This window comes from Azorhizobium sp. AG788 (assembly GCF_943371865.1).
Classification (GTDB): domain Bacteria; phylum Pseudomonadota; class Alphaproteobacteria; order Rhizobiales; family Xanthobacteraceae; genus Azorhizobium.
On sequence record NZ_CALRWL010000029.1, the window covers coordinates 33,967 to 46,032 of the forward strand.

Sequence of the window (12,066 nt, forward strand, 5' to 3'; positions counted from 1 at the left end):
CCTGGTTGAAGCCAGGGCGAAAGCAAAATCGGTGTTTATATAGCCTATAGGGGTGGCACTTTCCGGCCATAATCTGGAAACGCTCTCGCCATACTTCCCCCCGCCGCCTACGGTTCCCGCGCCAATACCGCAATATGTGGCAGGCGATGGGGGCCTTGATGTCGAGTCTGGTAGCGCGGCGCCGCATTCTTTTGTCCGGCGTCAAATCGATGATTCTCGCCAGTGTCGGCGCGTGCGGCATGATCGCGGGGGCGCAGGCGCAATCGGTCGCGCCGACCTCCTATCAGACGCTGAATTACGGCACCTCGGGCACATTCCTGACCGGCATCCGGGGCAACACCATCGTCGGCAATTATGTGGTGCCCGGCTCCGGGGCCACGGGCGGGCTGCTCTATGACATGACGTCGGGCGTCTGGTCCGCTCTGCCGGTGGCGACCGCCAACGGCGTGAATTATCCCGGTGCCATCGGCTCCTCGCCCTACGGGCCGAGCTTCGGCTCCCAGACCGGCGTGCTGCGGGCCGTGGGCAGCTATATCACCGCCGCCTCCTCGCCCAATGATCTGAGCTATCTCTATGACGCGGCCGCCGCGCCGGGACAGCAACTGACGACGCTCATCTATCCCAGCGCGTCTGGAAACCCGACCCTGTTCACCATCGCCCACAGCACGTTCGGCGACACGGTGGTGGGCAATTATGATACCCGCTACGCCACCGGCAATGCGATGATCTACACCATCTCCACCGGCACCTACGCCACCAACAACAAGCCCGGCGCGGTCAGCACCACCGCCTATGGCGTCTATGGCGACATGATCGCCGGCGGCTATGCCAATGTGGGTCCCGGCGGCGGCATCGGCTTCGAGCACGGCTATCTCTACAACACCGTCACCGGCACCTGGACCACCTACGACCATCCCGGCGCCATCATCACCCATCTGGAAGGCATCACCGGCGCGGGCCGCTCCGGCGAGTACAATATGGTGGCGGACTGGGTGACTGCGGACGGGGTGGTGCATGCGGGCGTGCTGCATGTGGATGCCCTCGGCATCCCCACCTGGTACGAGATCAACATTCCCGGCGCCTCGCTGGTGTCGTCCAATTCGGCCTATGGCGATCTGGTGGTGGGCATCTATCTCACCCCCGGTTCCACCACCCCCAACGGCTATGTCGCCACCCTTCCCGGCATCTACAATCCCATCCGCAACACCGGCACGCTGACCTCCAGCGCCGAGAATACGGCGGCTCTGTCCGGCGCCAAGGGCGATGACATCGTCAACAGCGGCACGGTGCGGGTCTCCGGCACCGGCGGCATCGGCATGCGGGGCGAGACCTATGGGGTCCTGACCAATACCGGGACCGTGGTCGCCACCGGCGTGGCCGGCGCGGCCGTGGACCTGCACGGCCTCTACGGCACCTTGCTGAATTACGGCACCTTGCAGACGACCGCCGTCGCCGACGCCGTGCGCACCGGCGCCGACGCCGTCGGCACGGTGATCGTCAATTCCGGCGTCATCGACGGCCGCATCGCCGCCACGGCAGGCCCGGACAAGCGGCTTGAGAACAGCGGCTGGATCGGCGTCTCGGGCACCGGCGTGCCGATCGCCAGCCTGTTTGGCGGCACCTTCGTGCAGACCGCGGCGGGCACCTTGTCCCTGCGCGTCACCTCCAGCGGCACCGATACCCTGAGCATCTTCGGCGTGGCGCGGCTGGCCGGCACGCTGGCGGTGCCGTTCCAGACCACGTCCCTGAGCCGGAACTACACGCTCTTCACCGCGACCCAGGGCTATACGGGCACCTTCACCACCCTGGCGACCACCGGCCTGCCGAGCTTCATGGGCGCGTCGCTGGCCTATGAGCCCAACGCTGTCAGCCTCACCCTCACTTCCGGCATGGCGCAAGTTGCGGGGCTGACCACCAATCAGGCGGCGGTGGGCGCTGGCCTGGATCGGGCGTTCAACACGCTGGCCGGCGTCTCCGGACCGCTGACGGCGCTCTATGCCCTCGACGGCAGCCAACTGCCCCAGGCCCTCAGCGCGCTTTCGGGCGAAGCCTATGCCAGTGAGCAGTCGGTGCTGATCGGCGACAGCCTCTACAGCCGCCAGTCGGTCATGGGACGCCTGCGGCAGGGCACCTATGCGGATCAGGCCGGCCCCCTGGCGGCGCTGGCCTATGGCGGGCCGACCCTGGCCTATGCCGCAACGGAATCGGTCCTGCCGGCGGGGGCGGCGGCCACCGCGCTCGCCTATGCCACCAAGGCGCCGGGCGCGATCGCGGCGCCCGCGCCCGGCCCCACGGTGTGGGCGCAGGGCTATGGGGCCTGGGCCAATTTCGGCGGCAATGGCAATGCCTCCGGGGTCAGCGAGACCATCGGCGGCATCGTCAGCGGCATCGACGGCACCATCGGCAATTGGCGGGTGGGCGGCGCGCTGGGCTATTCCCAGTCCAATGCCAGCACGGACACCGTGTCCGGCTCCTCGCAGGCGGACAGTGCCCTGATCGCCCTCTATGCCGGCACCAGCGCCGGCCCGTGGAACCTGCGCCTCGGCGCCAGCTATGCCTTCAACGCGATCGATACCACCCGCACCATCGCCTTCCCCGGCTTCGCCCAGCAGGCCAGCGCCAGCTACAATGGCGGCACGGGCCAGGTGTTCGCGGAAGTCGGCTACGGCTTCGCGTTCCAGTCCGTGGCGCTGGAGCCCTATGCGGGACTAGCGTGGGTGCATCTGAACACCGACGGCTTCACCGAGACCGGCGTGCCCGGCGCCGTCAGCGCGGGGGTGACCGCGGGCTCCACCTCCACCGATGTGGGCTATGGCACCTTGGGCCTGCGGGCCGCCACCACCGTGCCGTTGGCGAACGGCATGGTCCTGGCGCCCCACGTCTCGGCCGCCTGGCAAACCGCCTTCGGCGATCTGACCCCCAGCGCGCAACTGGCCCTGACCAGCGTTGCCGGCTCGAACTTCACCGTCGGCGGCGTGCCGCTGGCGCAGAACACCGCGCTGCTGGAGGCCGGTCTCGACCTCAAGCTCAGCGCCCAGATGCGGGTCGGGGTGTCCTATGTGGGGCAGTTCGCCGACAGCGTCACCGTCAACGGATTCCAGGCCAATCTGACCTGGAATTTCTAGAGCGCGATCCGATCAGAGGGACTCCATCTGGTCGGACAACGCGGTCTCGCGAGGATAGGGGGGCGGGGGCCCCTGCCTGGGCGCGCCGCCGGGGGGCCGGCGCGCTCAGGTTCCCTTGCGGTGGAATGAGCAACTGACACGCGGGGCGGGGGCGTCCGTGTCGGTCCAGCGTCCTGCCTATTTGCGGACCACTTCCACTTCGCGGTCCTTGCCGGCTTCCACCTTGAAGTCGCGGCTGACCACCTTGCCGTCATTGCGGGCGATGGCCACGTAGTCGCCTTCGGTCAGGACGAAGGTGGGAAATGCCCCGATGGACTCCTTGATGGTGTCGCCGCCGGGGGTGATGACGGACCATTGCGTGTCCGCCTGGGCCTCGCCGCCCGGCTCCTTCACCAGCTTGAGCATGATCTGCGCCGCGCGGTGGTGGACGGTGGCGTCGGTGAGCTTGCCGGCCTGCACGCTCACGTCCGCCCGCACCACGGCGTTGGCGTCGCCATAGGTGGACACCACGTGATAGGTGCCCTCCGGCAGCTGGATCACCTCATTGGCCAGCGCCCCGCGATAATAAGGCTGGGTGGAGGTGCGGCCCTGGAGGAACGAGCCCTCGAAAATATCGAAGGAGACCTTCTGGTTGGTGATGGCCTTGTTGTCCACGTCCGCCTGCAGCCGCAGGCCGCCGGCGGGCAGCACCACCACCTCGCGCCGGGAGGTGGCGCCCAGCACCACCCGCTGCGCCTGGGAGGCAAATCCATAGGTGACGTGCACGATGTAGCCACCCGGATTGAGGAAGAACACCGGCGCGGCGTCCGTGCTCTCCGCCACCAGGGGGAAGGCGCCGGAGGCTTCCGGCGTATCGGCGAACACCCGCCAGGTCAGCGCCCGGGGCACGGGCGCGCCATCGGCGCCGAACTTGGCGAACACGCCCAGCGTGATTTTCCCGGCCGGGGCCTGGGGGAGCACCGCATGGGGCTCGCGGGCGCCCGGCGTCGCGCCGGGAGGCGCCGCGGCGGTGCGGCCCGAGGGCGCCAGCGGCGGCGGCAGCACGAAGCCCGGCGCGGCTTGGGCGGGATTGGATGGCCCCGCGAACGGCAACGGGGTGCTTTGCGCCCCCGCGCCGTCGGCGGCCAGCGGCAGCACGGCCAATGCCAGCATGGCGGCCAGCAGGGGCGCCGGGACATGGGCACGGGGAAAAAGGGGCAAGCGCATCCGGGCGGGGCCGGAGGCACGATCTGAACGGCGCATGGCGATGACGTGCCCTGAAATCCTGTCGGTTTCAAGTCGCGCCGCAGCGGGGCCGGGCGGCGCTCTTTCGGCGGGATGGCGCCGTGTGCTAGAGCAGCCTCCGGCTCGACGCTCCGCTCAAGCCGGCGGCCCGGTGTTTTGGGCGGTTCGGCAGGGGCGCGCACCCGGCCTGATCTTTGTGATCCGGCGGCCTTTTCTGATGATCGTTCAAGGGATTTTGATCATGCCCGACGCTCTCGACCTGCTGCGGACCCGCCGTTCCTCCCGGGTTCTCGATCTCGTGGCGCCGGGGCCGTCGGGGGATGATCTGGACACCATCCTCACCGTCGCCGCGCGGGTGCCCGACCATGGCAAGCTGGCGCCGTGGCGGTTCATCGTGTTCGAGGGCGAGGGACGGCTGCGCGCCGGTGCGGCTTTGGCCCAGGTATTCGCCGCCGCCAACCCCGACGCCGCCGAGCGCCGGCTGGAGGAGGAGCGCAACCGCTTCGCCCGTGCGCCTTTGGTGGTGGCGGTGGTGTCGCGGGCGGCGACCCATGTGAAGATCCCGGAATGGGAGCAGTTGCTCTCCTCCGCCGCGGTGGCGCAGAACCTGCTGCTCGCCGCCGCCGCGCTGGGCTATGGCGCCGCCTGGCTCACGGAATGGCCGGCCTATGACGCCAAGGCCCGCGCGGCCCTTGGCCTGGAAGAGCACGAGCGCGTCACCGGCTTCATCTATGTGGGCACCGCCACCCAGCAATTGGAAGATCGGCCGCGCCCGGCGCTCAGCGAGGTCGTCACCCGCTTCTGATCGGCGCGCCGCCGGGCGGCGTCAGGAGGCCTTGGCCTTGTCCGCCGGCGGCACCGAAAGGCCCGCCGGCGTGCCGACGCACGGCAGCCCGCGTTCCACCGGGGCATAGACCACCAGATCCGGCTTGAACCGCCCGATGATGCCCCAGTCGAACCGGCAGTTGCGGTGGTGGGTCCAGGCGAAGGCGCTGGAGCGCGCCGCCAGCAGGCCGGGCCAGAAGCGCTGCGAGAACGAATCGCCGATGATCAGGATGCGCGGGCCGGGGTGGCCGGTCTCGAAGGCGTAGGAATCGAACGGATCGCCGGGGACGGGGGGCGGGAACAGGCCGGTGATGGGCTTGAGGTCCGCCGGCACGATCATCGGCCCCTTGAGGGCCAGGTCGGTGTCGCCGGTGTCGCTGCTCTCGCCCAGATAGCGGGCCAGATCCCCGGTTTCCTTGGCCACGGGCGCGCCCAGGGCGGCGGCGGGATCGATCTGGAGGTCGTCGCGTCCCACCGCGCGCATGGCGGCGTTGAAGCCCAGAACCGCGCCGCGCGAATTCCAGTGGGTGTCGGTCTTCTGATAGACCGGGCCACCGGCGCGGGCCTCTTTCAGGATCGGGCGCAGATCCACGAACGAGATGCCGTTCGCGGTCAGGCTCTTGGCGGCAAAGTCGTATTCGGTGGGGTGGCGCTGCTCGGCCTGCGCCCATTCGGGCATCAGGTCGCCGATCACGCTCTGGGCGTTGGGGGGCGAGACCACCCCGAAGCGGATGCCGGCTTTATCCAGCTCCTGGCGCATGCGCTCGGTCACGCGCACCAGCATGTCCATCTGCCCGGTGCGGAACAGGCGGCCGAGGGACTGATCCAGCGCCCCCTCGCCGGTATAGAACAGCTGGCCATCCTGCCCCACCAGCACCGGGCGCTCGCGGGTGGATTTCATCGCCCGACCATAGGCGGCATGGGCGGCCATGAACACCCCGCGCAGGCCGTAATTGTTGTTGATATAGGGGTCGAGCCGTTCCGTGGCCCGCTCCCACCACACAGGAGGCACCGCCCGCGCCGCCCGCAGCGGGGCCGGCATGTCGGGGGTGAACAGGCCGATGGTGGGCAGCAGCAGCAGGCCGAGGAAGACCAGGCACCACCAGCGGCGATAGGCGAGCAGCAGCGGCATCCGTCAGAACCTGAAATAGAGGAACGGGCTGTAGGCCGCCGCGCCCACGGTGATCACGCACAGCACAAACAGCGCCAGCACCGCCACGCTGTCGCCCCACGCATAGGCCTTCAGCCGGAGGCGGTCGCTCACCAGCCCGCGCGGCGGCAGCGGCAAGCCGAACATGGCCAAGGGCCAGCCCAGGATCATCATGGTGATGGTGAGCGGCTGCAGCGCCTGCAACAGGCCGGGCGAGAAGGTGCCGAAGCCGTTCAGGCCCGCAAGGCCGGCAAACAGGCCATGGGCCTGGTCGAGATCATTGGCGCGGAACCACACCCAGCCGGTGAGCACCACCAGCAGCGTATAGCCATTGGCTACCACGCGGGGCGCGCGGGCCAGCGCGCGCCCGAATGCGGTGCGCTCCAGCACCAGGAAGGCGCCGTGATGGGCGCCCCAGATCACGAAGGTCCAGCTGGCCCCATGCCACAGGCCGCACAAGAGGAAGACGGTCCACAGATTGAGGGCGGTGTGGAGATGGCCGTGCCGGTTGCCGCCGAGCGGGATGTAGACATAGTCCCGGAACCAGCTGGACAAGCTCATGTGCCAGCGGCGCCAGAAATCGGTGATGGAGCGCGACCCGTAAGGCATGCGGAAGTTGCGCGGGAACTTCAGCCCCATGGCCAGCGCCAGGCCGATGGCCATGTTGGAATAGCCGCCGAAGTCGAAATAGATCTGCAGCGCATAGGCCAGCACGCCAATCCAGGCGGCAAAGAAGCCCGGCGCGGCGGTCTGGTCGAACACCACCGAGGCCAGAGGCGCCACTTCGTCGGCGATCAGCACCTTCCAGGACAGGCCGATGACGAAGATGCGCAGCCCGGCGGAAATGCGCCCCGGCGTGGTGCGCCGCGCCCGGATGCGGTGGGCGATGGTGGAATAGCGCACGATTGGCCCCGCCACCAATTGCGGGAACATGGTGATGTAGACCGCAATCTCCTCCAGCCGCCGATTGGCGCGGACCCGGCTGCGATAGACGTCCACCAGATAGGAGATGGCGTGGAAGGTGAAGAAGGAGATGCCCAAAGGCAGCGGCAAATGCACCACCGGCACCGCAAGCCCCAGCGGGGCGATGACGGCGTTGAGGTTTTCCGCCAGGAAGCCGGCATATTTGAACACCACCAGCCCGGCGATGTTGATGGTGATCGCCAGCCCCAGCGCCCGCAGGCGCCAGCGGGGCGAGCGGGCATCGATGAACAGCGCGAGGCCGTAATTGCCCACCATGGAAATGCCCAGGATGAGCAAATTCGCCAGCCCGCCCCAGGCGTAGAACACCAGCGAGAAGGCCAGCAGGACGAAGTTCTTCGCGCGCACGGTTGGTGTCGCGAAATAGCAAATCAGGAATGCCGGGAGGAAGTAATAAAGGAACGTGACCGACGAAAAGATCATTATTCGTTCATTTGCTCTGGTCGCGCAGGGCGCTCAATAGATGAATTGTTCACGCAGGATGCGCTCGTCGAGGCCATGGTCGGGATCGAACAGCATGTCGATGGATGACGTGTTGTCCAACCGCGCCGACACTTCCACGATGTCGCGCACTTCCTGGTGGTCCGCCACCGCGCTCACCGGCCGCTTGTCGGCCTCCAGCACGGTGACATGGATGGTCGCCCGATCCGGGATCAAGGCGCCGCGCCAGCGGCGCGGGCGGAACGGCGAAATGGGCGTCAGTGCCAGCAAAGCGGTGCCCAGCGGCATGATCGGCCCATGGGCGGAGAGATTGTAGGCGGTGGAGCCGGCGGGGGTCGCCACCAGCATGCCGTCGCAGATCAGTTCCTCCAGCCGCACCTTGCCGTCGATGGAGATGCGCAGCTTCGCCGCCTGATAGGTCTGGCGCAGCAGCGAGACTTCATTGATGGCCGGCGCGCTGAAGCGCTCCCCATGGGCGTCCACCGCTTCCATCATCAAGGGATGGATCACCACATGGCTGGCCGCCGCGATGCGCTCGCGCAAATCGTCCTCGCGGAAGGTGTTCATGAGGAACCCCACCGAGCCGCGGTGCATGCCGTAGATCGGCACGCCCTGGTCACGGAAGCGATGCAGGGTCTGGAGCATGAGGCCGTCGCCGCCGAGGGCGACGATGACGTCGGCCGCGTCCTCATCCACCGCCCCATAGCGCTGGATCAGCCGGGCGCGCGCGGCTTCCGCCTCGCGGGTCTGGCTGGCGACGAAGGCGATCCGCTCGATACGTCGTGGGATTTCACTCATGCGGACGGTCGCGCTGGGCGGCCCCTTGCTCAGCGGCGCCGAGGCGCGCCACCGCTTCCGTCTATCGGTCGGGGCACCGATTGTCGAGGCGGGCCGGTGCCGCGGCACGTCACGAGCGGGTCATGGGCCGGCGACACGGGCGCCGTGCTAGGCCACTGTGCGCGATCGCAACCCCGTCCGGAACCCGCCATGGACCTGAAACTCGTCTATGCCACCTATCCCAGCCTGGCCCTGGCGGAGGCCGCCGCCCGGGAACTGGTGGCGGCGCGGCTGGTGGCCTGCGGCAACATCCTGCCCGCCATGGTCTCCATCTACCGCTGGGAGGACAAGGTGGAGCGGGCCGACGAGGTGGTGCTGCTGCTGAAGACCACGGCGGCCCTGGCGGATCAGGTGGTGGAGGCGGTGCGCGCCGGCCATCCCTACGACGTGCCGGCGGTGTTCATCCTGCCGGTGGAGGGCACCCACCCCGCATTCCTGGCCTGGGTCGGCGCGGAGACGACGCCCCGCGCCTGAGCGGGCTCAGTCGATCCGGGTCCAGGGCACCGGCACGAAGCGGTAGCCGTCGCCATCGGCCTCCAGATGGGCGGCGCCGGGGAAGGGATAGTGGAAGCCCGCCACCAGCAGGCGTTCCGCCGCCACCCGCGCCAGCATGCGCCGGCGGCTCTCTTCCGCCAGGGCCGGGTCCATGTCGAACATGGCGTGCCAGCCCGGATTGCGGGCGAACAGGAACGGGGTGTTGGTCAGGTCTGACTGGATGAACAGCTGGTCCTTGCCGGACTCCAGCATGAAGGAGGTGTGGCCCGGCGTGTGGCCCGGGGTGCCGATGGCGACGAGGCCGGGGGCGATCTCCTGCTCCCAGTTGAAGCGGAACACCCGCTCGGCCACCGCATCGAAGACCCGCGCCACATTGGCAAACGCCGCCTTCTGCCCTTCGGGGGCGCGGCTGGCGTTGCCGGCGTCGGTCCAGAACGCCCATTCGTGTTCGGGCACCAGCACTTCGGCGTTGGGGAAGGCGGCGGCGCCGTCCGGCCCCAGCAGGCCGTTGATGTGATCGCCGTGGAAGTGGGAGATCACCACCGTATCAATGTCACCGGCCTCGATGCCGATGGCGCCGAGCGTGCCCTGCAACTGGCCCACGGGCGAGGGGCCGGGCTGCGGGCCGTAGCCGGTATCCACCAGGATCCGCCGGCCGGCGATCTCCAGCAGCACCGGGTTGAAATAGATCGTCAGCTGGTCTTCCGGCAGAAACGCCGCCTTCAGCGCCGCATTCACCGCGTCACGGGGCGCATTGCGCACGAAGCCGTCCGGCAGGGGCATGGTGCGGCTGCCATCGGGAATGGCGGTCACCGTCACATCGCCGACGCCGTAGCGATAGGCGGTGGGCGCAAGCGGGGGGAGAGAGGAAGCCATGGAGATGTTCCGTTCCTGCGTTCGGCGGACGGTGAAAGGCAAGGCGCGCCGGTTCCGATGTCTGGCGCCGCCCCTTGCCTGAGCCCTTTAGCGAACCGGCGGAGGCCGGGCGGTCACAGGGCCGTGAGGGCATAAAAAAAAGCTGCCCGCGCGGGCGGGCAGCTTCGTCTTGAGGGCAGTGCGTGTTCAGCGCACCGGCGGGGCGTACTGGATGCCGCCGGCGCTCCAGAGCTGGTTGACCCCGCGCGGGATCGCCAGCTTGGAGCCGGTGCCCACATTGCGCTCGAACACTTCGCCATAATTGCCCACGGCGCGGATGATGCGCACCGCGAAGTCCTTGGTGAGGCCCAGCGGCGTGCCGAAATCGCCGTCATTGCCCACGAGGCGCTTCACGTCCGGCTTTTCCGACTTCAGCGCGTCGGGCAGCGACAGCGACGACACGCCCAGCTCTTCGCCGTTCAGCATGACGAAATGGGTCCACTTCACCACGTTGAACCATTCGTCGTCGCCCTGGCGCACCACCGGGCCGAGCGGCTCCTTGGTGATCACGTCCGGCAGCACGATATGGTCGACCGGCTTGGCCAGACCCGTGCGCAGCGCATAGAGCTGCGACACGTCGGTGGTGAGGGTGTCGCAGCGGCCATCCTCATAGGCCTTGACCAATTCCTGAACGGTGGGGAGCGTGATCAGCTCCACCTTCATGTTGTTGGCCTTGAAATAGTCGGTGGCGTAGCTCGCCGCCGTGGTGCCGGCCTGCACGCAGACCTTGGCGCCGTCCAGTTCCAGCGCCGAGGTCAGGTTGCGGGCGCCCCGCACCATGAAGCCCTGGCCGTCATAATAAGTGATCGGCCCGAACAGCAGCTTGTAGGTGGTTTCCCGCTCCAGGGTCCAGGTGGAGTTGCGCGAGAGGATGTCCACCTTGCCGCTCTGGAGGCCGGTGAACCGCTCTTCGGCGTTCAGCGGCACGAAGGTCACCTTGGCCGGATCGTTCAGGACGGCGGCGGCCACGGCGCGGCAGAAGTCCACGTCGAAGCCGCTCCACTTGCCGCCGTCATTGGCGGAGAAGCCGGGAATGCCCTGGCTGACGCCGCAATTCAGCGTGCCGCGGTCTTTCACCGCCTTGAGGGTCTGGGCGTCGGCACCCTGGGTGCCGAGGGCCAGCATGGCCCCCGCCAGGAGGGCCCACATGCTCTTGGTGCCAAAGCGTGCCGTCATGGGAAGTGCCCCGGAGAGGAAGGAGATGGCGCCGGTCACAGGGTGACGGCCTGGCGGATGATGACCTTGGTGCCCACGGGCACGCGGTTGTACAGGTCGATGACGTCGCTGTTCACCAGCCGGAAGCAGCCGGAGGAGATGGCGTAGCCGATGGTGTCGGGCTGGTTGGTGCCGTGGATGCGATAGACCGTGCCGCCCAGATAGAGCGCGCGGGCACCCATGGGATTGCCGGGGCCGCCGGCCATGAAGCGCGGCAGATAGGGCTGGCGCTGGATCATCTCGGCGGGGGGCGTCCAATCCGGCCATTCCGACTTGCGGGTGACCTTCTCCAGCCCCTGCCACTGGAAGCCGTCGCGGCCGACGCCGATGCCGTAGCGCAGGGCGCGGTTGTTGCCTTCCACCAGATAGAGATAGCGATCCGAGGTGGAGATGATGATGGTGCCGGGCGCTTCCGTGGTGCGGAAATAGACCGGCTGGCGGCGATAGGCCGGATCCAGCTGGGCTTCGTCTTCCGGCGTCGGCACCAGGCCGGGCTGGTCGCCGATGTCCAGCGTGGCCCCGGGGGTGCCGCGCGGGGGCACCGTCCCGCCGGGAACGGAAGCGTTGGGGACCGGGGCGCGGGTGCCGAAGGATTGGGCCATGGCGGCGCTGCCGAGCGCCATCGTGCCCATCTGCAACACCGCTGCCAGCGCGATAATTCTGAATGTCGATGTCATGATGCCGACCTCACTTCTCCCCGCCCCCGCGGAACGTCGGGAGGAGCATAGCGGAACATGGTTAACATCCCACGACCGGATCTTGCCCGGCCCCGGGGTGTGCCTGTGCCGCATCCTCCCACAAGCGTCCTTGGGTACGGCGCCCGGTGGGACGCACGTACCGATTCTCGGATAGCCGAGC

The 12,066-nt window shown here is 68.3% G+C and carries 10 protein-coding genes; 3 read left to right on the forward strand and 7 right to left on the reverse strand.

The annotated features are described in order from the left end of the window. Positions 1-158 precede the first annotated feature (158 nt). Positions 159-3,125, forward strand: coding sequence for an autotransporter outer membrane beta-barrel domain-containing protein (locus AAG816_RS16895; RefSeq protein WP_341990827.1), 2,967 nt, complete (start codon positions 159-161; stop codon positions 3,123-3,125). Between the two features lie 177 nt (positions 3,126-3,302). On the opposite strand, the gene AAG816_RS16900 is transcribed toward AAG816_RS16895, so the two are convergent. Beyond that, on the reverse strand, positions 3,303-4,331 hold the full coding sequence (locus AAG816_RS16900) for a hypothetical protein (protein WP_341990828.1): 1,029 nt from the start codon (positions 4,329-4,331) through the stop codon (positions 3,303-3,305). A gap of 259 nt (positions 4,332-4,590) precedes the next feature. Between AAG816_RS16900 and AAG816_RS16905 the strand changes: the two genes are divergently transcribed. Continuing rightward, positions 4,591-5,154 (forward strand): nitroreductase family protein, encoded by a 564-nt coding sequence (locus AAG816_RS16905; RefSeq protein WP_341990829.1) that lies wholly within the window; start codon positions 4,591-4,593, stop codon positions 5,152-5,154. A gap of 21 nt (positions 5,155-5,175) precedes the next feature. On the opposite strand, the gene AAG816_RS16910 is transcribed toward AAG816_RS16905, so the two are convergent. From AAG816_RS16910 to AAG816_RS16920, 3 genes are read right to left on the reverse strand one after another with little or no spacing between them, the layout of a single operon-like run. Beyond that, positions 5,176-6,306, reverse strand: a complete 1,131-nt coding sequence (locus tag AAG816_RS16910; RefSeq protein WP_341990830.1) for a hypothetical protein — start codon at positions 6,304-6,306, stop codon at positions 5,176-5,178. Positions 6,307-6,309: 3 nt separating this feature from the next. Continuing rightward, positions 6,310-7,728 (reverse strand): MBOAT family O-acyltransferase, encoded by a 1,419-nt coding sequence (locus AAG816_RS16915; protein WP_341990831.1) that lies wholly within the window; start codon positions 7,726-7,728, stop codon positions 6,310-6,312. A gap of 33 nt (positions 7,729-7,761) precedes the next feature. Continuing rightward, the gene (locus tag AAG816_RS16920) at positions 7,762-8,544 is read right to left on the reverse strand and encodes an NAD kinase (protein ID WP_341990832.1); all 783 of its coding nucleotides are present in this window, start codon (positions 8,542-8,544) and stop codon (positions 7,762-7,764) included. A gap of 189 nt (positions 8,545-8,733) precedes the next feature. Here AAG816_RS16920 and cutA point away from each other — a divergent pair, with 189 nt between their 5' ends. Further along, positions 8,734-9,057, forward strand: a complete 324-nt coding sequence (cutA, locus tag AAG816_RS16925) for a divalent-cation tolerance protein CutA (protein WP_341990833.1) — start codon at positions 8,734-8,736, stop codon at positions 9,055-9,057. A 6-nt stretch (positions 9,058-9,063) separates the two neighbouring features. Here cutA and AAG816_RS16930 read toward each other — a convergent pair whose 3' ends face one another. The 3 genes from AAG816_RS16930 to AAG816_RS16940 all read right to left on the reverse strand — a co-directional run bounded on the left by AAG816_RS16930 (position 9,064) and on the right by AAG816_RS16940 (position 11,885). After that, positions 9,064-9,954, reverse strand: coding sequence for an MBL fold metallo-hydrolase (locus AAG816_RS16930; RefSeq protein WP_341990834.1), 891 nt, complete (start codon positions 9,952-9,954; stop codon positions 9,064-9,066). 186 nt (positions 9,955-10,140) lie between these two features. Continuing rightward, entirely contained in the window at positions 10,141-11,142 is a 1,002-nt protein-coding gene (locus tag AAG816_RS16935; RefSeq protein WP_341990850.1) for an amino acid ABC transporter substrate-binding protein, read from the reverse strand. A 62-nt stretch (positions 11,143-11,204) separates the two neighbouring features. After that, positions 11,205-11,885 carry a L,D-transpeptidase gene (locus AAG816_RS16940; RefSeq protein WP_341990835.1) on the reverse strand — a complete coding sequence of 227 codons (681 nt, stop codon included), beginning with the start codon at positions 11,883-11,885 and terminating at the stop codon, positions 11,205-11,207. Between the last annotated feature and the right edge of the window lie 181 nt (positions 11,886-12,066).